This window comes from Aquincola agrisoli (genome assembly GCF_036621135.1).
Lineage (GTDB): Bacteria > Pseudomonadota > Gammaproteobacteria > Burkholderiales > Burkholderiaceae_C > Aquincola > Aquincola agrisoli.
Genome location: NZ_JAZIBG010000019.1, coordinates 30,353 through 53,220, shown reverse-complemented (window position 1 = coordinate 53,220; position 22,868 = coordinate 30,353). Strand labels below are relative to the sequence as shown.

Here is a 22,868-nt window from a genome sequence, read left to right as displayed (position 1 = left end):
CCATGTCCCTGCCCCAACCTTCCGCCGTGGTGCACCGGCTGGCGCCGTGGCTGGTGCCGATACTGATCCTGGCCGCCTGGGAGGCCGCGTCGGCCTTGGGCTGGCTGTCGACGCGCGTGCTGCCCGAGCCGCTGGCCGTGCTGAAGGCCTTCTGGCGGCTCACGGCCTCCGGCGAGATCTGGACCCACGTGGCCGTGAGTACGCAGCGCGCGGCCATCGGCTTCGCGATCGGCGGCGGCCTGGGCCTGCTGCTGGGCCTGCTGACCGGCACCTTCCGCACGGCCGAGACGCTGCTCGACTCGACGCTGCAGATGATCCGCAACATCCCGGCGCTGGCGCTCATTCCGCTGGTGATCCTGTGGTTCGGCATCGACGAGACGGCCAAACTGTTCCTGGTGGCGCTGGGTGTCTTCTTCCCGATCTACCTCAACACCTTCCACGGCATCCGCTCGGTCGACAAGGGCCTCATCGAGATGGCGCGCAGCTACGGCCTGAGCGGCTGGCCGTTGTACAGGCAGGTCATCCTGCCGGGCGCGCTGCCGTCGATCCTGGTGGGCGTGCGCTTCAGCCTGGGGTTGATGTGGGTGCTGCTGATCGTGGCCGAAACCATCTCGGCGCAGGCCGGCATCGGCTATCTCACCATGAACGCCCGCGAGTTCCTGCAGACCGACGTGGTGCTGGTGGGCATCCTGCTCTACGCGGCGCTGGGCAAGCTGGCCGACGTGCTGGCAAAAGGCCTCGAACGCTGGTGGCTGCGCTGGCACCCCGGGTATCAGTAGCCCACCCCCGTAGCGCCTTCGGGTTGCGCGGCATGAATGGAGATCGAGAAGATGAATCACCCGACCACCCTGCAACTCGACGGCGGCGCGCTGCTGGGCAACCGCCCGGCGGTGGCATCCCCCCGCGCCACGGCGCCGCTCGCCCGCGGGCACCATGAGCCTGTGCCGCACGGCCTGGCGCTCGCGCTGCGCGGCATCGGCAAGCAATACGGCGAACGCCCCGTGCTGGATGCGATCGACCTCGACATCGCGCCGGGCGAGTTCGTCGCGATCGTCGGGCGCAGCGGCTGCGGCAAGAGCACGCTGCTGCGGCTGCTGGCGCAGCTGGAGCAGCCGACGCGGGGCCGGATCGCCTCGCCCGACGGGCGCACGCTGGCCGAGCACCGCGACGAGATCCGCATCATGTTCCAGGACGCGCGGCTGCTGCCCTGGAAACGCGTGCTCGGCAACATCGCGCTCGGCCTCGAAGGCCCCGACGCGAAGGACCGGGCCCGCGAGGCGCTGGCCCAGGTGGGGCTGGCGGACCGCGGCCACGAATGGCCGGCCGTGCTGTCGGGCGGCCAGCGGCAGCGGGTGGCGCTGGCGCGTGCGCTCGTCCACCGTCCGCGGCTGCTGCTGCTCGACGAGCCCCTCGGCGCGCTGGACGCGCTGACGCGCATCGAGATGCACCGCCTGATCGAATCGCTCTGGCAGCGCCACGGCTTCACCGCGCTGCTGGTCACGCACGATGTGGCCGAGGCCGTCGCGCTGGCCGACCGCGTGCTGCTGATCGAGGACCACCACGTCTCGCTCGACCAGCGCATCGGGCTGCCCCGCCCGCGCAGCCACGGCTCGGCGGCGTTCGCGCGGCATGAATCGGAGATCCTGCAGCGCGTGCTGCAGCAGCCGGCCGGGGAGGAAGCACCCTCGCCGCAGCCGCTGGTGTTCTCATCCCTGCGGTTTGCGTTGTAGGCCCTGCCTGCCCTGCGGCGCGGCGCTTGACTCGGAAGACGGTTACTCAGAGCGCGTCGAGCGGAATCTTCAGGTAGCGCACGCCGTTGTCCTCGGCCGGCGGAAAGCGGCCGGCCTGGGCGTTCACCTGGATGGCGGGCAGCAGGAGCGCGGGCATGTCCAGGGTGCGGTCGCGTGCGGTGCGCCGCGCCACGAAGTCGTCTTCCGCGATGCCGTCGTGCACATGCACGTTGGCCGCGCGCTGGGCGGCGACGGTGGTGCACCAGGTGGCCTCGCGGTGCGCGGGCGGGTAGTCGTGGCACAGGTGGAGCCGGGTCTCGGCCGGCAGCGCCAGGATGCGGCGGATCGAGCGGAACAGCGTGCGGGCGTCGCCCCCGGGGAAGTCGCAGCGGGCCGAGCCGGCATCGGGCATGAACAGCGTGTCGCCCACGAAGGCGTCGCCGCCCACCACGTAGCAGACGCAGGCCGGCGTGTGGCCGGGCGTGTGCATCACGGTGGCCTGGAGCTCACCGATGGCGAAGCGCTCGCCGTCGGTGAACAGCTGGTCGAAGGGCGTGCCGTCGGTGCCCATGTGCGCGGCATTGAAGATCGGCTTGAACACCTGCTGCACCTGCCGGATGCCCGCGCCGATGGCGATGCGGCCGCCCACCCGGTCCCGCAGGTAGGCCGCGGCGGAGAAGTGGTCGGCGTGCACATGGGTTTCCAGCAGCCAGTCCACCGCCAGCGCCTCGTCGCGCAGGAAGTCCAGCACGCGGTCGGCCGAGCGGGTCGCGCTGCGGCCCGACCGGGGATCGAAGTCGAGCACGCTGTCGATCACCGCCGCGCGGCGGGTGGCCGGGCACCACAACACGTGGGTGGCGGTGCCGGTGCTGCGGTCGAAGAAGCTGTGCACGCGCGCGGCCGGCGGCCGGGCGGATGCGTCGGGAAGGGGCGATGCCATGGGCGGGCAGGTCAGGCGCCGAACAGGGCGGCCGGGAACGCAGCGGGCTCGTCGTCCCGCGCCGGGTCCAGCAGCCGCTCGCAGGCGTCCACCAGGGCCGCGGCCTGCGCATCGTCCATGCCGGGCACGAACGCACGCATGCGGGCCTGCAGCGCGGGCCAGGTATAGGGGTCTTCCGGATCGCCCCGGCGCAGCTCGCGGTAGGCGCTGAGCTGCTGGCCCGAGCGCAGGGTGACCGTCACGCGGCTGGGCCGACGGCCGGGGAAGGCCTGCTGGAACCCCTCGCTGCCGCGCACGGCGATGCGCTCGGCCAGGGCCTTCAGCGCAGGATCCTCCGGTTGCGGCGATTCGGTATCGGCAATGCCGATGCGGCCGCGGGTGAGCAGCACCGCCAGCAGGTAGCGCAGGCTGAAGGCGGCCTCGGCCGGTGCGGCCGGCCAGTGCACGCCGGCGATCTTCAGCGCGTGGCTGAAGATCTCCACCTCCACCGCCGCCACGTCGTCTGCCCGCAGGCCATGGTCCTCGATCAGCGACAGCATGGCGTCCAGCGGCGTGAAGAGCATTGCGCAGGCCGGCCAGGCCTTGATGGTGGCGGTGTGCAACCGCGCGATGTCCCGTGCATCGCCGGCCAGCACCTCCACCGGCCCGTTGCCCGCCAGCAGCGCACGCATGCCGCGCCGCCCGGTGACGAAGGCCGCCGCGCCGGGGAAGCCGGCCTGCGCCGCGAAGGCCGCGGTGAGCCCGTTGCGCACCGCGAAGGCCGGGTGCAGCGCCTTGGCCTCGTGCGCGCCGTCGTCCACCAGCTGCCACAGGCCGGCGGCCTGCGTGGCCGCGATGCCCAGTGCATGGTGGAACGCCGCAGGCCCCAGGCCCAGCGCCACCGCGGCGGACGCCGCGGCCCCCACGCTGCCGGCCGTGGCTGTGGCATGGAACAGCCCGGCATGGCCCGCGCCCATGGCTTCGCCCACACGCAGGGCCACCTCGTAGCCGGCCAGCACCGCCTGCGCCACGCGCCGCTGCGTGAGGCCCAGGCCGGGCGCCAGCGCCAGCGCGGGCGAGACGGCCACCACCCCGGGGTGCAGCATCGCGGCGCGGTGCGCGTCGTCGATCTCGCGCAGGTGGGTGATGCCGGCGTTGGCAAAGCCCGCCGCCATCGGCGAGAGGGTCGTGTGCGGATCGCGCGTCGTGCCGCCGAACACCGGCGCCGTGCCCTCGCCCGGGAACAGCCGGGCCGCCAGCTCGCGCAGCCGGCCCGCAGCCGGCAGGGCCGCCGCCGAGCAGCCCGCGGTGAACCAGTCGAGCAGCGCCTGCGCCAGCCGCTCGCGCGTGGGCGCTGCCAGTGGGCGTTCGATCAGGCCCAGGGTGTGCGCGACCAGCGCCGCTTCGGGCAGGCCGGGGCGCTCCATGCCCGAAGGCGTCGTGGTGGTGGCGGTCATGCGGCAGGCGGCTCGGGGGAATCGAAGGCACGGATCGGCGGCAGCGGCTCGTCGAAGCGCTCCACCTGCACCGTGCCGAGCTGCCCGGCGCAGCCCTGCGCCAGCGACGAGGTGCCGATGTCGCGCGTCAGCACGTTGGGGTTGCCGTGTGCGCACAGCGGGCGGCCCTGGGCGTCCACCGCGGGGTCGTACCAGGCGCCGGTGGGCAGCTGCACCACGTCCTCGCGCAGGTCGGTGCTCAGGTGCGCGCTGGCCAGGCAGGCGCCCACCTCGTTGAAGAGGCGCACGATGTCGCCCTCGCGGATGCCGCGGGCGCGGGCGGCGTTCACATGCATCGTGCACACCTCGCGCCCCTGCCGCTTGGCGGCCTGGCTGTAGGCGCCGAAATCGAGCTGGCTGTGCAGCTTGGTGTGGGGCTGGTTGGCCACCAGCCACAGCGGGTGCGTGGCGTCGGGCGCATGGCGCGGCGGCAGCCAGGCCGGGTGGCCGGGGCAGTCGGCGTAGCCGAAGGCCGCCACCGCGGGCGAGCTGATCTGGATCCTGCCGCTGGGCGTGGCCAGGCGGGCCCCCGCGGGATCGTCGCGGAAGGCGCGCAGCAGGCCGCCGTCGTCGGGCTTCTGCGGCAGCATCAGCTCGCCGCGCTCCCAGAAGGTGTCGAAGTCGGGCGCCTCCAGGTCCATCGCCTGCAGGCCCTGCTGCACACGGGCGTACAGGTGGCGCAGCCACTGCTGCGAACTGCGGCCCTCGCTGAAGGCCTCCAGACCGCCCAGCCGGCGCGCCAGGCTGCAGAAGATGTCGTAGTCGTCCCGGGCCTGGCCGATGGGCGGTGCCACGCGGCGCATGGCGACCAGCATCGGGTCGGTGGGCGTGCCGCCGATGTCCTCGCGCTCCAGCGTCATCGTGCAGGGCAGCACGATGTCGGCGTGGCGCGCGGTGGCCGTCCAGGCGGTTTCGTGCACCACGAAGGTGTCCAGCCGCCGGAAGGCCTCGGCCAGGCGCTGCAGGTCCTGGTGGTGGTGGAAGGGATTGCCGCCGGCCCAGTAGGCCAGCCGGATGTGCGGGTAGTGGCGGCGCTGGCCGTTGTAGTCGAAGGGCTGGCCGGGGTTCAGCAGCATGTCGCTGATGCGGGCCACGGGGATGAAGTCCTTCACCCCGTTGCTGCCCTGCGGCAGCGCAGGCGCCGCCACCGCGTTGTTGCGCTTGCCGTAGTGGGCCAGCGTGCCCAGCGCGTAGTTGTAGCCGCCGCCGGGCAGGCCGATCTGGCCCAGCGCACAGGCCAGCACCGCGCCCATCCACACCGGCTGCTCGCCGTGCTCGGCCCGCTGGAGCGAATGGGCCACCACCACCAGCACCCGCTTGCCCACCAGCGAGCGGGCCAGGGCCTTCAGCGTGTCGGCCGGTATGCCGCACACGCCCGCCGCCCAGTCGCAGCTCTTGGGCACGCCGTCGTCGCGGCCCATCAGGTAGGCCTCGAAGGCCTCCCAGCCATCGCAGTGGCTGGCGATGAAGGCGCGGTCGTGGCGGCCCTCGGCGACGAGCTGGTGCACCATGCCCAGCATCAGCGCGGTGTCGGTGCCGGGCACCACGGGCAGCCAGTCGAAGGCGGCCTCCTCGGGCAGGTCGGTCTTCAGCGGGCTGATGTTGACGAAGCGGCAACCGCGCGCCGCGGCCTGCCGCATGGCATCGCGCTCCACGTGGCGGCTGATGCCGCCCGAGGCCACGCGGGAGTTCTTCAGCGCCATGCCGCCGAACGCCAGCACCACGTCGGTGTGGTCGACGATCTGCTCCCAGGTGACGTTGCGACGCGCCACCTCCTCCATGGTGCCCATGATGTGCGGCAGCATCGGCCCCGAGGCGCCGGCGCTGTAGCTGTTGACCGAGCGCACGTAGCCGCCCAGCACCGTGTTGAGGAAGCGGTGCACCTGGCTCTGCGCATGGTGGAAGCGGCCCGCGCTCGACCAGCCGTAGGAGCCGCCGAACACGGCTTCGGCGCCGTGCGTGTCCTTCACCCGGCGCAGCTCGGCGGCCAGGCGGTCCAGCACCTCGCTCCAGGCCATCGGCACGAAGCCGTCGAGGCCTCGCGTGGCGTCGGGGCCGGGCCCGCGCGCCAGCCACCCGCGCCGCACCATCGGCTGCGTCACCCGCACCGGGTGGCGCAGCGCACTGGGCAGGTTGTCGATGATGGGATTGGGATCGGGGTCGCCGGGATGCGGCTGCACCGTCAGGCGCCCGCCGTCCCAGGCGGCGCGGAACACGCCCCAGTGCGCGCTGTGGGAAAGCATGCCGCTGCTCATTCCATCTTCAGGTTGCCGCGCTCCACCGCGCGCTTGTAGTTGGCCAGGTCCTTCAGCACGAAGTCGCGGAAGGCCGGGCCGGCCAGGCTGCCCTCGCGCGCGCCGTCGCCGCGGTAGACCTTCAGCAGCTCGGGCGATTGCAGGGCCTGCTTCACCGCCTGGCGCAGCTTGTCGACCACCGGCTGGGGCGTGCCCTTGGGCGCCACCAGGCCGTACCACTGCGTCATCACCACGTCGATGCCGGACTCCTTCAGCGTGGGCACGTCGGGCAGGCTGGGCACGCGCTTGTCGCTGCTGACGGCCAGCAGCCGCAGCTTGCCCTGCGTGATCTGCCCCATCAGCGGCGTGTAGGGCGCGAAGAAGCTGTCCACCAGGCCGCCCATCAGGTCCGTCATCACCGGGCCCGAGCCCTTGTACGGGATGTGCAGCACCTCCAGCCCGCCCTGCTGCTTGACCATCTCCATCACGATCTGCGCGGCGCCGCCGGTGCCGGTGGAGGCGTAGGTGAGCTTGTCGCCCTTGGCCTGGGCGATGTAGTCCTGGATGGTCTTGAGCTTGGCATTGTCGGCGCTCACCACGAGGCCGTAAGGCGTCTCGACCAGCTGCGAGATGAAGACGAAGTCGTCGGGCACCTTGTAGGGCATGGTGGGCCGGATGGCCACCGAGCTGGCGAGGTTGCCGCTCATGCCCAGCAGCAGCGTGTAGCCGTCGGGGGCGGCCTGCGTCATCAGCTCGGCCGCGATGTTGCCGCCGGCGCCGGCCTTGTTCTCCACCACGAAGGTGGCGCCGAGCACCTTGCCCAGCTCGTTGGCGATGGCGCGGCCGTAGAGGTCGCCGCCGCCGCCGGGCGGAAAGCCGATCAGCAGCTTGACGGGCTTGTCGGGGTAGGCCGCCAGGGCCGCCGAAGCCAGGCCCGCCAGGCAGGCGGCGGCCAGGGCGCGTGTGCAGCGCCGGAACCAGGATGTGGGAAGCATGCGAACTCCGAGGAGGGCTTCAGGAGGGCGGGCCGCTCAGGCCGCGCCGGTGGCGATGGGCGCGCCGGGCTGCGCGCTCCACTCGCTCCACGAGCCGGGGTACAGCGCCGCGCCGTGCAGGCCGGCCAGCGCCATCGCCAGCAGGTTGTGGCAGGCGGTGACACCCGAGCCGCACTGGCTGATGAGCCCGGTGCCGGGCCGCCCGCCGGTGAGGGCATCGAACTCCTGGCGCAGCTGCGCGGCCGGCTTGAAGCGGCCGTCGGCGCCCAGGTTGTCCCGGAACAGGCGGTTGCGCGCGCCGGGGATGTGCCCGCCGATAGGGTCCAGCGTCTCGTTCTCGCCGCGGAAGCGGTCGGGCGCCCGGGCGTCCAGCACCAGCCGCTCGGGCTGCTCGATGTTGGCCTTGACCTCGTCGAAGCCCACCGTCTGCACCAGCGCCGGCCGCAGGCTGAAGCCGCCGGCCGCGGGCGCGGCAGGCACCTGCGTGCTGAGGGCGCCACCGGCGGCCTGCCACGCGGCCAGGCCGCCGTCGAGCACGGCGGCGGCGCGGTGGCCGGCCCAGCGCAGCATCCACCACAGCCGCGCCGCGTACATGCCGCCGGCGTTGTCGTAGGCCACCACCTGCGTGTCGTCGCCGATGCCCAGGCGCGCCATCGTCCGCGCGAAGTCTTCGCGGGACGGCAGCGGGTGGCGGCCGTTGCGGCCGGTCTTGGGGGCGGACAGGTCGTGCTCCAGGTGCACATGCTGCGCACCGGGGATGTGCCCGCCTTCGTACAGGCGCCGGCCGGCCTCCAGGTCGGTCAGCTCGAAGCTGCAGTCGAGCACCACCGGCGGCGTGGCCGAGCGCAGTGCCTCGGCGAGCTGGCCGGCGGAGACCAGGGTGTCGAACACGGCCGGGCTCGTGGAAGTGGGTTGATCGGTCAAGGCGCGATCTCCTTCAGCAGTTGGGGGGTGACGGCGGCGCGGTAGCGCGCGATGTCGTCGACGATGAACTGGCGGAACTCCTCCATCGGCAGCACCCGCTCGGTGGCGGCATCCTTGCGGATGACGTCGCGCACCTCGGGCGTGGCCAGGGCCCGCGCGAGGTGCTCGGACAGGAGCTTGACGATGGGCTGCGGCGTGCCGGCCGGCGCGACCAGGCCGTACCACTGGGTGACGGGCACGTTGACGCCCAGTTCCTTGAAGGTGGGCACGTCGGGGATGGCCGCGTTGCGCGCCGCGCCGGTCACCGCCAGCAGCCGGATCTGGCCCTGCCGCACCTGCCCGATCAGCGGCGAGGCGGTGGCGAAGAAGCTGTCGACCTGCCCGCCCAGCATGTCGGTGATGGCCGGGCCGGAGCCGCGGTACGGCACGTGCAGCATGTCCACGCCGGCCTCGCGCTTGACCATCTCCATGCCGATGTGCGCGGCGGCGCCGGCCCCGGTGGAAGCGAAGCTGAGCTTGGCCGTCTTGGCCGCGTCGAGCAGCTCACGCGCCGTCTTGAAGCGCGAGTTCTGCGCCACGAACAGGCCGTGCGGCGCCTCCAGGATCAGGCCGATGGGCGTGAAGTCCTCCGGCACCTTGTACGGGATGGCCTGCGGCCGGAAGGCCGGGGCCACGGCGAGGTTGCCGCTCATCGCCAGCAGCAGCGTGTAGCCGTCGGGCTTGGCCTTGGCCACCATGTCGGCCGCGATGTTGCCGCCGGCACCGGTGCGGTTCTCGACGATGACGGTCTGGCCCAGCGTTTTGCCCAGGGCGGTGGCGATCAGGCGGCCGTAGAGGTCGCCGCCGCCGCCGGGCGGGAAGCCCACCACCAGCTTCACCGGCTGCTCGGGGTAGGCGGCGCGTGCGCTGCCCATGGCCGCGCACAGCAGGCCGGCGCCGCACAGCAGCAGGGTGCGCGCCAGCGCGGCGCGGCGAGTCGTCTTCTTCATGAGGGTTGTCTCCTTGGTGATCGAGCGGTGCAGCGTCGGCACCGCCTCGGGGTCAATCCAGCCAGTGCTGCTGCTGGGCCACGACGCGGTCGACGGTGGCGCCGCACTGCCCCAGGTACTGCATCGGGTCGGTGAAGTCGCGGATCTCGGCATCGGTGAGCAGCCCGGCCAGGCCGGCGTGCTGGCGCATCGCATCGGCAAAGCCCAGCTTGGCGGTGATGCCGTGCATCGATGCCTCGTAGATCCACTCGTGCGCGGTCTGCTTGCCCACGCGCTCCGAGAGCTCCAGCATCACCCGCTCCGACAGCAGGTAGCCACGCATGCGGTCGAGGTTGGCGGCCATCACGTCGGCATTCACCTTCAGGCCGGCCAGCAGGTTCTTGGCCTGGAACAGCATCGCGCCGGCCACCATGCAGCACTCGGGCAGCGCCTTCCATTCCATCTTCCAGGCGATGCCGTCGCGCTCGCTCTCCTGCACCATGCCCTCGACCATCATCGCGGCGTTGTAGCGAAGCGGCCGCGACAGGCCGGCCAGGTTTTCGGCCGAGGTGGGGTTGCGCTTGTGCGGCATGGTGGACGAGCCCAGCTTGCCGTCGGAGAAGCCCTCCTCCACCTCGCCGAATTCGTTGCGCTGCATGTTGAAGAGCTCGTTGCCGATCTTCGACAGCGTGGCGCCGATCATCGCCAGCAGGTTGGCGTACTCGGCGAAGCGGTCGCGCGCGGGCGCCCAGCTGATGGCCGGCGTGCCCAGGCCCAGCTTGTCGAGCAGGCGGCGCTCCAGCGCCTCGGCCTGCGGCCCGAGCGATGCCTGGCTGCCCACGGCCCCGGCCAGCATGCCCACCAGCACCCGCGGCGCGGCCTGCTGCAGGCGCTCGTGGTGGCGGCCGATCTCGTCGAGCCACAGCGCGCACTTGTGGCCGAAGGTGATGGGCAGCGCCTGCACGCCGTGCGTGCGGCCGGCCATCGGCACGTCGCGGTGCGCCACCGCCAGGCGCGCCAGCTCGCGGCCCACGGCCTTCAGGTCGCGCAGGGCCACGGCGTGGAACTCCTTGAGCTGCAGCGCCACGCCGGTGTCCACCACGTCCTGCGTGGTGGCGCCGTAGTGAACCCACTCGCCGTTCTCCTTGGAGCAGCGCGCCTGCAGCTGCTTGAGGGCCGGCACGAGCGAGTGCTTGATGCGACGGATCTCGGCCGACATCGCGGCGATGTCGATGTGCTCCACCCGGGCCTGCGCCGCGATCTCGCGCGCGGCGGCCTCGGGGATGATGCCCAGCTCGGCCTGGGCGGCGGCCAGCGCGGCCTCGAAGTCGAGCCACTTCTGGACGCGGTTCTCCTCGCCGAAGATCGTGCGCAGCTCGTCGGTGCCCCACAGGTGCTGGAGCGATTGCATGTCGAAGACGGAAACGGGCATGGGGAAGTCCTGGCGGTTCAGTGGAGGTCCGGCGGCAGCAGCCGCCCGGGGTTGAAGGTGTTGGCGGGGTCGATGGCGCGCTTGATGCGGGCCATCAGCTCCAGCGCCAGCGGCTGCTTGTGCTGCAGCAGCGCGGCCTGCTTCAGGCGGCCGATGCCGTGCTCGGCGGAGATCGAGCCCTGCAGGCGCGCGGTGACGCCGTGCACCACCTCGTGCACCGCTTCTTCCTGCGCGCGGAAGTCGGCCTCGGGCATGCCCTCGGGGGCGCTCTGGTTGTAGTGCAGGTTGCCGTCGCCGACGTGGCCGAAGCACACGATGCGGATGCCCGGGAAGCGCGCACGCAGCGCGGCGCCGGCCGTCTCGATGAACTCGGGGATGCGCGAGACCGCGACCGAGATGTCGTGCTTGATCGAGGCGCCGTGCAGGCGCTGCGCCTCGGGCACGTGCTCGCGCAGCGCCCACAGCTCGTGCGCCTGCCGGCCCGACGCGGCGACCACCGCGTCCAGCACCTCGCCCGCCTCCATGGCATCGCCCAGCACGGCTTCGACGGCCGGGGCCGGGTCCAGCACGGCGGAGGTCTCCGACACGTCGAACAGCACCATCCAGTCGCAGGGCGTGGCCAGCGGATCTCGCATGCCGGGCGTGGCATGGGCCAGCACCTGCGACAGGGCTTCGCGGCCGATCAGCTCGAAGGCCGTCACCCGCTCGCCCACCACCTCCGTGAGCCGCGCCAGCAGGCCCACCGCGGCCTGCGGATCGCGCAGCGCCGCCCAGGCGGTGACCACCTTGCGCGGCGGCGCGAACAGCTTGAAGGTGGCCGCGGTGACGATGCCCAGCGTGCCTTCGCTGCCGATGAAGAGCTGCTTCAGGTCGTAGCCGGTGTTGTCCTTGCGCAGGGCGGTCAGCGCCTGCAGCACCCGGCCGTCGGGCAGCACCACTTCCAGGCCCAGCGTCAGGTCGCGGGTATTGCCGTAGCGCAGCACCTGCTCGCCGCCCGCATTGGTCGACACCACGCCGCCCACGGTCGCGCTGCCCTCGGAGGCGAGCGACAGCGGGAACAGCCGGCCGGCCGCGGCCGCCACCTCCTGCGCCGCCAGCACGGTGCAGCCGGCTTCCAGCGTCATGCTGTTGTCCAGCGGGTCGACCCGCCGGACGGCCGTCATGCGGTCGAGGCTGAGCACCACCTCGGTCCCCGAGTCATCGGGCGTGGAGCCGCCCACCAAGCCGGTGTTGCCGCCCTGCGCGACCAGGGCAATGCGGTGCTCGGCGCAGGCGGCCACCACGCGCGCCACCTCTTCGGTGCTGCCGGGGCGCACCACGGCCAGCGCCGCGCCGGGAAAGTTGCGCCGCCAGTCGGTGGTGTACCGCGCGGTGGCGGCCGGATCGGTCAGCACGTAGGCAGGGCCCACGAGGGAAGCCAGCGCCGGGATGACGGGGTGTTGCACTTGCGGCCGTTTCATTGAATGAACTACAGTTCAATGAATAAAACTGTAGGTGCATGGGCTCCGCACTGTCAAGCAGGAATAACCGCCATAACAATCCGGACCCACGCCGCCGCCCACCCTTGCCGCCCACCATGTCCTCCGACCTCGACGACACCGATCTGCCGCCCACGCCGCCTGCCGGCGTGCTGGAGCGCGGCCTGTCCATCCTCCAGAGCTTCCACGAGGACCGGCTGCGCATGACGCTGCGCGAGCTGGCCGCCTCCACCGGGCTGGACAAGGCCACGCTGCTGCGGCTGCTGGGCGTGCTGGCGAAGGCCCGCATGGTCCACCGGCACGAGGACGGCAGCTATTCGCTCGGGCCGGCGCTGCTGCACATGGGCCTGCTGTACCGCAACACCTTCGAAGTGGGCGCCCGGCTGCAGCCCGCGCTGGACGAGGTGATGCGGCAGACCGGCGAGACGGTCGCCTTCTACATCCGCAGCGGCGACGAGCGCGTGTGCCTGTATCGCCGCAACACCTCGAAGGAGGTTCGCCACCATGTCGAGGTCGGCACGCGCATCCCACTGGCCGACGGCGGCTCGTCGGCCCACGTGCTGCTCGCCTTCACCGGGGGGCAGACGCCGCACCAGGCCGAGATCGACGCGCAGGGCTATGCGATGACCCGCTCGGAGCGCGTGGCCGAGATGGCCTCGGTGGCGCTGCCGGTGTTCGAGGGCGACGGCAGCTTCCTGGGGGCGATGGTGGTGATCGGCCTGGCCTCGCGGCACGACGTGGCCGCGCAGCGCAGGGCGGCCGAGATCGTGCGGGAGCAGCTGGCGCTGCAGGGGTTCTCGGTCCGGGGGGCGGGGGTGTGAAGGAGCGGCCGGCTCATCGCGGCGCACCCGGCCTGAAGCCGGCGGCCCGCCGCGTCAGAAGCTCCCGAACACGCTGCCCAGCGTGATCACCAGCACCAGTGCCGTCATCGGGAACAGCATGGTGACCGCGGCGATGTTCAGGTACGACTGCCGGTGCGTGAGCTTGCAGATCGCCAGCAGCGTGATGATGGCGCCGCAGTGCGGCAACGTGTCCATGCCGCCAGCGGCCAGCACCGCCACGCGGTGCAGCAGATCGGGGGCGATACCGGCCTGCTGCGCCATGCGCACGTAGTCGGCGCCCAGGGCCTCCAGCGCAATGCTGAGGCCGCCCGACGACGAGCCCGTGATGCCCGCCAGGATGTTCATCGCAATGGCCTCGGAGATCAGTGGATTGTTCGGCGAGACGTTCAGCACCGCCTGCTTGATGAGGGCGAAGCCCGCCAGGCTGGCCACCACCGCGCCGTAGCCGACCTCGGACGCCGTGTTGAACAGCGGCAGCATGAAGCCGAACACGCCCTTGTTGACGCTGGCCTTGAGGTCCGCCCAACGGCCCAGGCGCATCAGCACGAGCGCCGTGCAGGCCACCGCCAGCGCGACGACGAGCGACCACAGGCCGGTGCTGGTGGCCGTGTTCAAGGCCGGGAAGGCTTCGCGCATGAAGCCCAGGTCCACGTTCGGGAACACCGCATAGGTGAAGAGCGCGTTGACGCCCACCACCAGCAGCAGCGGCAGCAGCGCCTGCCAGACCGGCATGGCGGCAGCGCCGGCAGCCTCGGCTTCCGGCACGGCGGGTGCGTCCTGCTCGTCATCGTGCCGGCCGTAGCCTTCGCCGGCGCGGCGCGCCACCGCCACGCGCGACTGCAGCCACCACAGGCCGCCGCTGGCCATGATGGCGGCCGCCATCAGCCCCAGGCCCGGCGCCGCGAACGCGTTGGTGCCGAAGTACTTGATCGGGATGGCATTGATGATGGCTGGCGTGCCGGGCAGCGCCGTCATCGTGAAGGTGAACGAGCCCAGCGCGATGGCGGCGGGGATCAACCGCTTGGGGATTTTTGCCGTGCGGAACAGATCCTTGGCGATGGGATACACCGCGAACGCCACCACGAACAGCGACACCCCGCCGTACGTCAGCAGTGCGCAGGCGGCCACGACGACCACCACGGCATGCCGCTGGCCCACCACGCGCACGATCCAGGCCGACAACGTGTGGGCGGCGCCCGAGTCGGCGATCAGTTGTCCGAACAGCGCGCCGAGCAGGAAGACCGGCAGGAAGTTCATCGCATACCCGGCCAGCGCGGGCATGAAGGTGTGGGTGTAGATCGGCAGCAGCAGCGCCAGATCGCCCGACAGCACCACCGCCAGCGCGGCCATCAGCGGCGCCAGCAGCAGCACCGTGACCCCGCGGTAGGCGAAGTACATCAACGACAAGAGCGACACCACGATCGCCAGCATTCCCGCCATGCCCTGTATTCCTTCCTGCATACAAAAGACGCCGGAATTTAGCAGGGGCCAGGGTTTGCACTGATGGCTCAAGGATGCGGGGGCAAGCCTTTCAAGTCAGCGGCACCGCAAACGCAGCGACCGCGCACCGCAGATGCGCTCCCGCATCGGGATCAACGCGCTGCGTGCGATGCCACACGCCGTGGCGGATCAGTACCAGCCGGTTCGGCCGGGCAGCCACGAAGCAGCCGGTGCCTTGGCTGGCCTCGCGGGCCCGTTGCCGGGCTTCGGCCAGCGGGCCGTCGAGCGGCTCGGGTTCCTCGCCATCGTCTTGCCGCGGCATCTGCGGGAAGAACAGCTCACCGCCCCAATCCGGCTCCCATACGGGGTGCGCGTAGAACACGGCGCTGCCCGCATAACGCGAGTCGCCATGTGCGCCGAGCCGGCTGCCCCGGGGCTGCAGGAACACCAGCGCCAGGAGTTCCGCCCAGGGGCGATCGAACAACGAAGACGCGCGCATGCGCTCTTCCATCATCCCCATCAAGCCATCCAGCCCGTCGCCGAGCGGGCGATCGAAGCTGCTCGTGCTGGCCGACACGGCCGGCATCGGACTGGCCAGGCCCCAGAGCTTGTTCCATGCGCCACCCGTCTCGTAACGCAGCTGATGCACGCTGTGCCACACGGCCGCAAACTCGGCGGGCGGCAGCAGATCGTCGACGACCTCGAAGCCGCGGCCCTCCTCTTCGCCGACGCGCATGGTCATGAACACGCGCCGGCCGCGCCGCTCAGAATCCCGGAGGGGGCCTGAACGCACCACGATCGGCAGCCCGTTCGCGGCGGGTGATGTCGAGCAGCCAGGCCCGGTCGGCCTCATCGAGCGCGTACTCGGCCATGACAGCTTCTGCATCCGCATCGAAGTCGCCGCGCAGCCCGGGATCGCTGCGCAAGGTCCGGAAGAATGCTTGGACACGGCTCGATGGCATGGGGGTCTCCGCTGAGTGAGGCGGGCTCAATCTACCCGACGCCGCCGCGCCTTGCAATCAGCTCGTGCCGGACCGGAACGTGTGGCACACGCAACAGGCTCACGCAGCGAGCCTCACGCGAGAAAGCATCGCCCTGCCATCCAACTCGTTCAGGAGGAGATGCTTCATGACGGATCCGCAACACCAGGCTCCGGATGCCACCGCGCCGGCGAAGAAGACCCACTGGCCTGCATGGCTGGCAGTCATCAGCACGACATCCCTGACCGCCGGTGCCGCGCTGCTGGGCTACGGCGTCGCACTGGCCGCGGAGACGATGTTCTCGCTGCCGGCCGGCAGTGCCTTCGATTCAGCGTTCGACCTGCTGACGCTGGCCACCATCGCAGTGCACCAGATCTTCGAGCGCATGGGCCCCAGCCTTGTCGAACCCCGCTTGCTGCTACGGCTCTACGCCGAGCAATGGCACCTCATGGCCATCATGGCGGTGGCCTGGATCGCAGGGACGCTGTTCTTTCGAAAGGCGAGTAGCAAGCCCAGCACGAAATCGAGGCGCGTGGGATGGCGCAAGCCTCCGTCGGAGGCGACTGGCCTGGGGTGGCATGGCCACGCCGTGATGCTGCTGGCCACGGTCTCGGCCCCGCTGGTGGTCATCTTGGCCGCGATCGTCGTCGTGCTGGGATTGGTGACCGTGGCCATGTTGCCGATGATCGGACACGCCGCCGGCAAGAGCTTCTTCCACGAGTGGGTCGTCGCACCCGAGAAGTGCCAGCCGCTGCGGACCCGCCAGCAGCGCCTGGCGCCCCGGCGCCAGCCGGCCGCCACGGCCATGGCAGCGCCCACCGTGCGCTGCGTCAGGGTCGTGAAGGAACAGCACGAGATCGCCCGCGGCCGCGTGATCCTGTCGACCACGCAGGCGCTCATGCTGTTCGATCCAGCCACCGGCAACGCCCGGCGCGTGACGCTGGGCGATGCCACGATCGAAGCGCTCTCGGACTTGGGCAGCACGGCCGCCGCACCGCCCGCTCAGTAGCCCCTCGCCCTGCGCTGCGCATCCAGCAAGTCCTCCAACCGCTCCCCCGCGTCGAACCGCGCCAGGTTGCGCACGAACTTGTCCACCAGCGCCGTCTGCTGTGCCGGCGAGATGGCGCTGGTGTGCGGTGAGAGCCGCACGCGCGGGTGCGTGTAGAACGGGTGGCCGGCGGGCAGCGGCTCGGGCTCGGTGACGTCGAGCGACGCGCTGTCGATGCGGCCGGCGTCGAGCGCGGCGAGCAATGCATCTTGATCCACCAGGCTGCCGCGCGCCACGTTGACGAGGTGCAGCCCCGGCCGGGCATGGGCCAGCGCCGCGGCGTCGACGATGTGGCGCGTCTGCGGCGTGCCGGGCGCGGCCAGCACCACATGGTCGGCCCGGCGGCACGCGCGCAAGTCGGCATCGAGCGTGTCGCCCCACTGGCTGAGGACGGTTCTCACGCCAGCGCGCCTTCGGCGGGCAGGACGCGGAAGTGGTGCGTGCCGTCGCGGCCGAGCTGCTCGACGAGGCCGAACTCCCAGTCCAGGTAGCCCTGCATCGCCTCGCGCGGGGCGTCGGTGCCTTCGTACGGGCGGCGGTAGCGGTCGATGCGCGGCGACGCCAGGTGCGCGTCGCCGGACTCGGTGGGCAAGCCGGCATCGGCCCAGGCGTTGTTGCCCCCTTCGAGCAGCCACACCTCCGCGTCGCGGCCCGCCTGCTGCAGCGCATGCTCCAGATCGGCCACCGCGAACTTCGCCAGCAGGCTGCTGCCGCAGGTGAGCACGTAGCGGCGCGCCGGCGGGATGCGGCCGAGCGCCTCGCGCAGGTCGGCGCGGATCGCCCACCACGCGCCCGGCACGTGGCGCCTGACGTGATTGGCGCTGGTGGTCACGTCGATCACCGTGGTGCCCCCGCCCGCGGCGCCGTCGCCGGTCGCCAGCCAGTCGGCCAGCGTGGCGGGGCTCACGCCGCGCGGCGTGGGCAGCGGCGGCAGCGGTGCCACGTCGGGGCCGGTGACCCGTTCGGCGGGCGAGACGGCCGGTGCATCCAGCAGCCACACCTCCCAGCCCATCTGCGCGAGCCACGAGGCGGTCATCGCCGCGCGCACGCCGCCGCCGCTCGCGTGTTCGTCCTCGTCGGTCAGCACGATGCGCGCGCCGCGCACGGGCACGTGCACGTCGGTCTCCTGCACGAGCTGGCCGCCCGGCGCGCTGCGGAAACCTTCGCGGTGGCCCGCGGCGTACTCCTCCGGCGTGCGCACGTCGAGGCGGTAGGTGGTACGGCCCGCCTCGGCGACAAAGCCCGCCAGCTGGCCGTGGCCCGCACGCCGCACGCCGGCGCGCCGGGCCACGTCGGCAGCGGCCGCCCGCGCCGCCGCCTGCTGCCCGGCCGGCACCTCGGCGGGATAGCGGCGCGATTGGCCGTGATCGAGCTGCTGGCCCGCGAGCAGCCAGCCGATGGTGCCGTTGCGCAGCGCGGCCACGGGATTGGGCAGACCGGCGTTCACGAGCGACTGCGTGCCGATGATGCTGCGCGTACGGCCCGCGCAGTTGACGATCACGCGCGTGGCAGGGTCCGGCGCCAGCGCCCGCGCACGCAGCACCAGCTCGGCGCCCGGCACGCTGGTGGCGGTGGGGATGCTCATGGTCTGGTATTCATCGAAACGGCGGGCGTCGAGCACCACGACGTCGGCCTTGGCGTCGAGCAGCGCCTTCACTTCCTCCGCCGCGAGCGAGGGCGTGTGCCGCTCGGCCTCCACCAGCTCGCCGAACGACTTGCTGGGCACGTTGACGTCGCGGAACAGCTCACCGCCCGCGTCGCGCCAGCCGGCCAGGCCGCCTTCGAGCACGCGCACGCTTGTATAGCCAAGTTGCACCAGCCCGCGCGCCGCGCGCTCGGCACGGCCTTCGCCGTCGTCGTAGACGACGATCTCGGTATCGCGCCGCGGGATGCGGCCGTAGGCCTCCAGTTCCAGCTTCGACAGCGGCAGGTTCGCGGCCCACAGCGGATGCGCCTGGGCAAACGGGTCTTCCTCGCGCACGTCAAGCAGCGCGATCTCGCGGCGTGCGAGCAGCGCGGCGCGCACCTCGGCGGGCGTGGCGAAGGGGATGGGCGTGGGGTCGAGGGTCTGGCTCATGGGTTGCGTGAGGGGGTCGGGCGAAGGATCGGGGAGGAACTTACAGCAGCAGCGGCGAGTAGCCGGAGACGAAGGGCTTGCGGCTGCCGTTCTCCCCATAGGTGGCGCGCTCGACGGTGCCGATGTCGGCGCCGTACACGTGGATGCTGATCGACACGCGATCGTCGAAGGCGTTGTGCACGCGATGGATGTCGCCGATGCGGGGCGACACCGCCTCCACCTGGCCCGGCACGAGGCGCACGGCCTCGCCGCTGGGCACGAGCCGGCCCGGGCCGGCGAAGCGGTAGCCCTGCGAATACTCCGCCCCGCGCAGCATGCCGATGAGGCCCCAGACGGTGTGGTCGTGGATCGGCGTGGCCTGGCCCGGTCCCCACACGAAGCTCACGACCGAGAAGCGGCCGCCCGGGTCGCGGTGCAGCGCGTACTGCCGGTAGCGGTCGCCCGGCCGGGCGAAGGGCTCGGGCAGCCAGTCGTCGTGCGACACCAGCGCACCCAGCATGCGGCCGCCGGTGTCGAGGATCTCTCGCTCGGGCGGACTGCCGTCGAGCAGTGCGGACAGGGCATCGACGAAGGTCCCGAGCCGCGGAACGGCCGTGGGGACCGCAGGATCAGTTTGCATGGACGCTTCCTCCCTTCGTCGGATGCTGCATGAAGTTCGATGGCACCGACACCTTCCCGGTCAAGGTGCGCGCACCGTCGCCGGCGATGTTGCCAGGGCGGCCGGGCCCACGAGCCGCACCCGGCCTCACGGCGGCGCCGTGCCGGCCGTCCGCTCGAACGCGAGGCGCCCGGCGGCCAGCAGGATGCTGTCGTTCTGCGGCGTGTGGATGCGGCTGCACAGCACGTCGCGGTGGTGGCGCTCCAGCGGGTTGCGGCGCGACAGGCCGTGGTTGCCGGTCAGCTCCAGCGCCAGTTCCACCGCGCGGATCGCGTTGGCGGTGACGTTGAACTTGACGAGGCCGCTCTCGGCCGCCGTTGGCGGCGTGCCGGCATCGGCCGCGCGCGCCAGGCCGTCGAGCAGCGCATCGCTGGCCCACAGCCGCGCCTCGATCTCGCCGACCGCCTGCTGCACCCGCGGCAGCGTGGCGAGCGGCGCGCCCAGGCTGCCGGGCGCCCGCTCGCTGAGGAAGTCCAGCAGCCACGCCCGCGCCGAGCGCGCCACGCCGTCGTAGAGCGCGCCCAGCAACACGATCATCCAGGCGTGCTGGTCGGGGTCGGGACCGGCGGCCCAATCGGCCGGCGGGCGGAGGTCCACCGCGTTCTCCGGCGGCAGCGCCACGTCCTCGAACACCACCTCGTGGCTGCCCGAGGCGCGCAGGCCGAGGTGGTCCCAGCTCTCGACCACGCGGATGCCGGGCAGCTCGCGCGGCACCAGGAACACGCCCACGCGCGGCTCGGGCTCGTCGGTACGGCCCCACACGGCCAGCCAGCGCAGCGCGGGGATGCCGGTGGTGTAGAGCTTGTGGCCCGACAGGCGCCAGCCCCGCGGCGTGCGCCGCGCCACCGTGTCCGGCAGCCCGCCGCGCGCCGGCGAGCCCAGCGCCGGCTCCACGCGCAGCGCGTTGGCCAGCGCGCCGTCGGCCACCGCGCTGCGGAACACCGCGTCGCGCTGCGCCGCCGGCCAGCGCGCGTCGGCACGCGACAGCGAGCGGTGGATCAGGTACGTCATCGTCAGCACCAGCGCGGTGGCGGGCTCGCCGCGCGCCACCGCCGCGACGATGCGCCGTGCGCTCGCGAGCGAGGCCCCGCCGCCGCCGTGCGACGTCGGCACCACGGCCGACACGAGCCCGTGGCGATGCAGCTCGAGGAAGTTGCAGAAGGGGAACGAGCCGTCGCGGTCGTGCTGCTCGGCGCCGGCCGCGAAACGCCGTGTCAGCGCCGCCAGGGTGGCGGGTGAATCGTCGAACAGCCCACGCGCCGGCGGCGCCTGGTAGGCAAGGGAAACGCTGCTCATCGTCGGTCGCCCCGGGGCGCGAGAGGTTGGGTCGGGAGGCACAGCGTAGGCGGGCAGCCAGCCCCTGGGAAACATGCAATCCGCACATCGAACCTCGTTTTGATTCTTTGTGGCGCGCATGCACGAGGCGTAGCGTCACCCCCATCGACGAACCTCCGCTGCAGAGACACACACCATCATGACCATCGAGTTCATCGGGATGATCCAGGGCCAGAAGGTCTCGGAGATCCACGCCGCGCAAGGCCCGGCGATCGACCGCGACTACGTGCGCCGCTTCGCGCAGGCCCACGAGGCCGCCGGGTTCGACCGCATCCTCGTGCCACACCATTCCACCGGCCCGAGCGCGACGCTGACCATCGCCTACGCCGCGGCGCACACCGAGCGCGTGCACTACCTGCTGGCGCACCGCCCCGGCTTCACGGCACCCACGCTGGCCGCGCGGCAGATCGCCTCGCTCGACCAGTTCACCGGCGGCCGCCTGGGCGTGCACTTCATCTCAGGCGGGTCGGACGCCGAGCAGCGCCGCGACGGCGACTACCTCGACCACGACCAGCGCTACGAGCGCACCGACGAGTACCTGGCCATCCTGCGCCGGCTGTGGACGAGCGACCAGCCGTTCGACCACGCAGGCCGGCATTACCGCTTCGAGGCCGGCTTCTCGGAGGTGAAGCCGGTGCAGCAACCGCACGTGCCGGTCTTCTTCGGTGGCGCGTCCGAGGTGGCGCTGCAGGTAGCCGGGAAGCACGCCGATGTCTACGCGCTGTGGGGCGAGTCGCTCGACCAGGTGAAGGACATCACCACCCGCGTGCGCGCCGAATCGGCGAAGCACGGCCGCAGCGTGCGCTTCTCGGTGTCGTTCCGTCCCATCCTGGCGGCCACCGAAGGCGCCGCGTGGGACCGCGCCGAGAACATCCTGCAGACCACGCGCCGGATCCGCCAGGACGCCGGCTACAGCCGCGGCGGCCCGCAGCAGAGCGAAGGCGCGCGGCGCCTGCTGGCTGCCGCCGAGAAGGGCACGCGCGTCGACAAGCGGCTGTGGACGGCCATCGCGCAGGAGACCGGCGCCCGCTCCAACAGCACCGCGCTGGTGGGCACGCCCGAGCAGGTGGCCGAGGCGCTGCTCGACTACCACGACCTGGGCGTGACCACCTTCCTGATCCGCGGCTTCGACCCGCTGGAAGACGCCATCGACTACGGCCGCGAGCTGATCCCGCGCACCCGCGCGCTGGTGGCCGAGCGGCTGGCCGCGCGCGAGCAACGCGCCGCCTGACCGCCGGGCCACCTGCCTAGACAACACCCTGACAACGATCAACGGGAGGACCGCATGACGAACCCATTCACCCGCAACGGCGCCGGCCTGACCCGCCGCCACCTGCTGCGCGCCGCCGGCGCGACCGCGGTGGTGGGCCCGGTGGCGGTCGCCGCCACCGGCGCGCTCGCGCAGCCGCGCAAGCTCACGTTCGCGTGGAACGCCAACGCGTTCTGCCTGTCGCCCGTGGTGGCGGCGCAGGAGCTGGGCTACTTCGAGCGCAACGGCGTGGCGGTCGACCTGATCAACTACACCGGCTCGACCGACCAGCTGCTCGAATCGCTGGCCACCGGCAAGGCGGATGCGGCGGTGGGCATGATCCACCGCTGGCTCAAGCCGCTGGAGGCGGGCTTCGACGTCAAGCTGATCGGCAGCTCGCACGGCGGCTGCGTGCGGCTGATCGGCGCCAAGTCCACCGGCGCCACCACGCTGCAGGCGCTGAAGGGCAAGACCATCGGCGTGCCCGACCTCGCCGCGCCGGGCAAGAACTTCTTCTCGATCCTGCTGGCGAAGAACGGCATCGACCCCGACAAGGACGTGACCTGGCGCCAGTACCCGGCCGACCTGCTGGGCGTGGCGGTCGACAAGGGCGAGATCCAGGCCATCGCCGACGGCGACCCGAACCTCTACCTGCTGGAAAAGCGCAAGCCCGGCGTCTACACCGAGATCGCCACCAACCTCACCGGCGAATACAAGGACAAGGTCTGCTGCATCGTTGGCGCCCGCGGCGAGCTGGTGCGCAAGGAGCGCCCGGTCGCCGCCGGCGTGGCCCGCGCGATCGTGCAGGCGTCGGACTACGTGGCCGACAACCCCAACGAGTCGGCCAAGCTCTTCGCCAAGTATTCGCCCAAGGTGCCGGTGGAAGACCTGCGCGCGCTGCTGGGCACGCTGACGCACAAGCACCACCCGGTGGGCGGCGACCTGCTGAAGGAGATCGAGTTCTATGCGCGCGATTTCCGTTCGGTGGGCGTGCTGAAGCAGAGCACCGATCCGGCGCGGCTGGCCAGGCACGTCTACGCCCACGTGCTGGGTTGAGGAGCCC

General features: G+C 71.9%; 21 protein-coding genes. 6 read left to right on the top strand and 15 right to left on the bottom strand.

The window, feature by feature from the left end; translation table 11 throughout:
• The first annotated feature begins 2 nt into the window (after nt 1-2).
• Both ssuC and V4F39_RS06510 read left to right on the top strand, forming a co-directional pair.
• Nucleotides 3-779: an aliphatic sulfonate ABC transporter permease SsuC gene (gene ssuC / locus V4F39_RS06515; RefSeq protein WP_332288505.1), complete on the top strand. Its 777-nt coding sequence runs from the start codon at nt 3-5 to the stop codon at nt 777-779.
• Nucleotides 780-815: 36 nt separating this feature from the next.
• Nucleotides 816-1,730, top strand: a complete 915-nt coding sequence (locus V4F39_RS06510; protein WP_378235062.1) for an ATP-binding cassette domain-containing protein — start codon at nt 816-818, stop codon at nt 1,728-1,730.
• A 46-nt stretch (nt 1,731-1,776) separates the two neighbouring features.
• Here the strand turns inward: V4F39_RS06510 and V4F39_RS06505 are convergent, their stop codons facing one another.
• The 8 genes from V4F39_RS06505 to V4F39_RS06470 are packed head-to-tail and all read right to left on the bottom strand — an operon-like array spanning nt 1,777 to nt 12,143.
• On the bottom strand, nt 1,777-2,670 hold the full coding sequence (locus tag V4F39_RS06505) for an MBL fold metallo-hydrolase (RefSeq protein WP_332288503.1): 894 nt from the start codon (nt 2,668-2,670) through the stop codon (nt 1,777-1,779).
• Nucleotides 2,671-2,681: 11 nt separating this feature from the next.
• On the bottom strand, nt 2,682-4,106 hold the full coding sequence (locus V4F39_RS06500; RefSeq protein WP_332288502.1) for an MmgE/PrpD family protein: 1,425 nt from the start codon (nt 4,104-4,106) through the stop codon (nt 2,682-2,684).
• Complete coding sequence (locus tag V4F39_RS06495; protein ID WP_332288501.1) at nt 4,103-6,388, bottom strand: molybdopterin guanine dinucleotide-containing S/N-oxide reductase; 2,286 nt, start codon at nt 6,386-6,388, stop codon at nt 4,103-4,105. Before V4F39_RS06495 ends, V4F39_RS06500 begins: the two co-directional genes overlap by 4 nt.
• An 8-nt stretch (nt 6,389-6,396) precedes the next feature.
• Nucleotides 6,397-7,374 (bottom strand): Bug family tripartite tricarboxylate transporter substrate binding protein, encoded by a 978-nt coding sequence (locus V4F39_RS06490; protein WP_332288500.1) that lies wholly within the window; start codon nt 7,372-7,374, stop codon nt 6,397-6,399.
• Between the two features lie 36 nt (nt 7,375-7,410).
• Entirely contained in the window at nt 7,411-8,298 is an 888-nt protein-coding gene (locus V4F39_RS06485) for a sulfurtransferase (RefSeq protein ID WP_332288499.1), read from the bottom strand.
• The gene (locus V4F39_RS06480; protein WP_332288498.1) at nt 8,295-9,287 is read right to left on the bottom strand and encodes a Bug family tripartite tricarboxylate transporter substrate binding protein; all 993 of its coding nucleotides are present in this window, start codon (nt 9,285-9,287) and stop codon (nt 8,295-8,297) included. Before V4F39_RS06480 ends, V4F39_RS06485 begins: the two co-directional genes overlap by 4 nt.
• Before the next feature lie 52 nt (nt 9,288-9,339).
• On the bottom strand, nt 9,340-10,698 hold the full coding sequence (purB, locus tag V4F39_RS06475) for an adenylosuccinate lyase (RefSeq protein WP_332288497.1): 1,359 nt from the start codon (nt 10,696-10,698) through the stop codon (nt 9,340-9,342).
• Between the two features lie 17 nt (nt 10,699-10,715).
• Nucleotides 10,716-12,143, bottom strand: coding sequence for an FAD-binding oxidoreductase (locus tag V4F39_RS06470; RefSeq protein WP_332288496.1), 1,428 nt, complete (start codon nt 12,141-12,143; stop codon nt 10,716-10,718).
• A 131-nt stretch (nt 12,144-12,274) separates the two neighbouring features.
• Between V4F39_RS06470 and V4F39_RS06465 the strand changes: the two genes are divergently transcribed.
• The gene (locus V4F39_RS06465; protein WP_332288495.1) at nt 12,275-12,997 is read left to right on the top strand and encodes an IclR family transcriptional regulator; all 723 of its coding nucleotides are present in this window, start codon (nt 12,275-12,277) and stop codon (nt 12,995-12,997) included.
• Between the two features lie 54 nt (nt 12,998-13,051).
• Here the strand turns inward: V4F39_RS06465 and V4F39_RS06460 are convergent, their stop codons facing one another.
• The 3 genes from V4F39_RS06460 to V4F39_RS06450 all read right to left on the bottom strand — a co-directional run bounded on the left by V4F39_RS06460 (nt 13,052) and on the right by V4F39_RS06450 (nt 15,420).
• The gene (locus tag V4F39_RS06460; protein ID WP_332288494.1) at nt 13,052-14,458 is read right to left on the bottom strand and encodes a GntP family permease; all 1,407 of its coding nucleotides are present in this window, start codon (nt 14,456-14,458) and stop codon (nt 13,052-13,054) included.
• A 91-nt stretch (nt 14,459-14,549) separates the two neighbouring features.
• The gene (locus V4F39_RS06455; protein WP_332288493.1) at nt 14,550-15,200 is read right to left on the bottom strand and encodes a 2OG-Fe(II) oxygenase; all 651 of its coding nucleotides are present in this window, start codon (nt 15,198-15,200) and stop codon (nt 14,550-14,552) included.
• A gap of 22 nt (nt 15,201-15,222) precedes the next feature.
• Nucleotides 15,223-15,420 (bottom strand): hypothetical protein, encoded by a 198-nt coding sequence (locus tag V4F39_RS06450; protein WP_332288492.1) that lies wholly within the window; start codon nt 15,418-15,420, stop codon nt 15,223-15,225.
• 166 nt (nt 15,421-15,586) lie between these two features.
• Between V4F39_RS06450 and V4F39_RS06445 the strand changes: the two genes are divergently transcribed.
• A complete protein-coding gene (locus tag V4F39_RS06445) occupies nt 15,587-16,447 on the top strand; it encodes a hypothetical protein (RefSeq protein WP_332288491.1) in 861 nt (286 codons plus the stop codon).
• On the opposite strand, the gene V4F39_RS06440 is transcribed toward V4F39_RS06445, so the two are convergent.
• From V4F39_RS06440 to V4F39_RS06425, 4 genes are all read right to left on the bottom strand, one after another.
• Nucleotides 16,441-16,887, bottom strand: coding sequence for an NAD(P)-dependent oxidoreductase (locus V4F39_RS06440; RefSeq protein WP_332288490.1), 447 nt, complete (start codon nt 16,885-16,887; stop codon nt 16,441-16,443). The genes V4F39_RS06445 and V4F39_RS06440 overlap by 7 nt on opposite strands.
• Nucleotides 16,884-18,563, bottom strand: a complete 1,680-nt coding sequence (locus tag V4F39_RS06435; RefSeq protein ID WP_332288489.1) for a rhodanese-like domain-containing protein — start codon at nt 18,561-18,563, stop codon at nt 16,884-16,886. Before V4F39_RS06435 ends, V4F39_RS06440 begins: the two co-directional genes overlap by 4 nt.
• Before the next feature lie 40 nt (nt 18,564-18,603).
• Nucleotides 18,604-19,182: a cysteine dioxygenase family protein gene (locus V4F39_RS06430; RefSeq protein ID WP_332288488.1), complete on the bottom strand. Its 579-nt coding sequence runs from the start codon at nt 19,180-19,182 to the stop codon at nt 18,604-18,606.
• Nucleotides 19,183-19,308: 126 nt separating this feature from the next.
• Entirely contained in the window at nt 19,309-20,517 is a 1,209-nt protein-coding gene (locus V4F39_RS06425; protein WP_332288487.1) for an acyl-CoA dehydrogenase family protein, read from the bottom strand.
• Between the two features lie 178 nt (nt 20,518-20,695).
• Here V4F39_RS06425 and V4F39_RS06420 point away from each other — a divergent pair, with 178 nt between their 5' ends.
• Nucleotides 20,696-21,787 (top strand): LLM class flavin-dependent oxidoreductase, encoded by a 1,092-nt coding sequence (locus tag V4F39_RS06420; protein WP_332288486.1) that lies wholly within the window; start codon nt 20,696-20,698, stop codon nt 21,785-21,787.
• A gap of 54 nt (nt 21,788-21,841) precedes the next feature.
• Entirely contained in the window at nt 21,842-22,861 is a 1,020-nt protein-coding gene (locus tag V4F39_RS06415) for an ABC transporter substrate-binding protein (RefSeq protein ID WP_332288485.1), read from the top strand.
• The last annotated feature ends 7 nt before the right edge of the window (nt 22,862-22,868 follow it).

Bases quoted from the DNA above. Each gene is read 5' to 3' on its own strand.
- ssuC (WP_332288505.1), top strand. From the start codon at position 3: ATGTCCCTGCCCCAACCTTCCGCCGTGGTGCACCGGCTGGCGCCGTGG.
- V4F39_RS06510 (WP_378235062.1), top strand. From the start codon at position 816: ATGGAGATCGAGAAGATGAATCACCCGACCACCCTGCAACTCGACGGC.
- V4F39_RS06505 (WP_332288503.1), bottom strand. From the start codon at position 2,670: ATGGCATCGCCCCTTCCCGACGCATCCGCCCGGCCGCCGGCCGCGCGC.
- V4F39_RS06500 (WP_332288502.1), bottom strand. From the start codon at position 4,106: ATGACCGCCACCACCACGACGCCTTCGGGCATGGAGCGCCCCGGCCTG.
- V4F39_RS06495 (WP_332288501.1), bottom strand. From the start codon at position 6,388: ATGCTTTCCCACAGCGCGCACTGGGGCGTGTTCCGCGCCGCCTGGGAC.
- V4F39_RS06490 (WP_332288500.1), bottom strand. From the start codon at position 7,374: ATGCTTCCCACATCCTGGTTCCGGCGCTGCACACGCGCCCTGGCCGCC.
- V4F39_RS06480 (WP_332288498.1), bottom strand. From the start codon at position 9,287: ATGAAGAAGACGACTCGCCGCGCCGCGCTGGCGCGCACCCTGCTGCTG.
- purB (WP_332288497.1), bottom strand. From the start codon at position 10,698: ATGCCCGTTTCCGTCTTCGACATGCAATCGCTCCAGCACCTGTGGGGC.
- V4F39_RS06465 (WP_332288495.1), top strand. From the start codon at position 12,275: ATGTCCTCCGACCTCGACGACACCGATCTGCCGCCCACGCCGCCTGCC.
- V4F39_RS06460 (WP_332288494.1), bottom strand. From the start codon at position 14,458: ATGGCGGGAATGCTGGCGATCGTGGTGTCGCTCTTGTCGTTGATGTAC.
- V4F39_RS06455 (WP_332288493.1), bottom strand. From the start codon at position 15,200: ATGACCATGCGCGTCGGCGAAGAGGAGGGCCGCGGCTTCGAGGTCGTC.
- V4F39_RS06450 (WP_332288492.1), bottom strand. From the start codon at position 15,420: ATGCCATCGAGCCGTGTCCAAGCATTCTTCCGGACCTTGCGCAGCGAT.
- V4F39_RS06445 (WP_332288491.1), top strand. From the start codon at position 15,587: ATGACGGATCCGCAACACCAGGCTCCGGATGCCACCGCGCCGGCGAAG.
- V4F39_RS06435 (WP_332288489.1), bottom strand. From the start codon at position 18,563: ATGAGCCAGACCCTCGACCCCACGCCCATCCCCTTCGCCACGCCCGCC.
- V4F39_RS06430 (WP_332288488.1), bottom strand. From the start codon at position 19,182: ATGCAAACTGATCCTGCGGTCCCCACGGCCGTTCCGCGGCTCGGGACC.
- V4F39_RS06425 (WP_332288487.1), bottom strand. From the start codon at position 20,517: ATGAGCAGCGTTTCCCTTGCCTACCAGGCGCCGCCGGCGCGTGGGCTG.
- V4F39_RS06420 (WP_332288486.1), top strand. From the start codon at position 20,696: ATGACCATCGAGTTCATCGGGATGATCCAGGGCCAGAAGGTCTCGGAG.
- V4F39_RS06415 (WP_332288485.1), top strand. From the start codon at position 21,842: ATGACGAACCCATTCACCCGCAACGGCGCCGGCCTGACCCGCCGCCAC.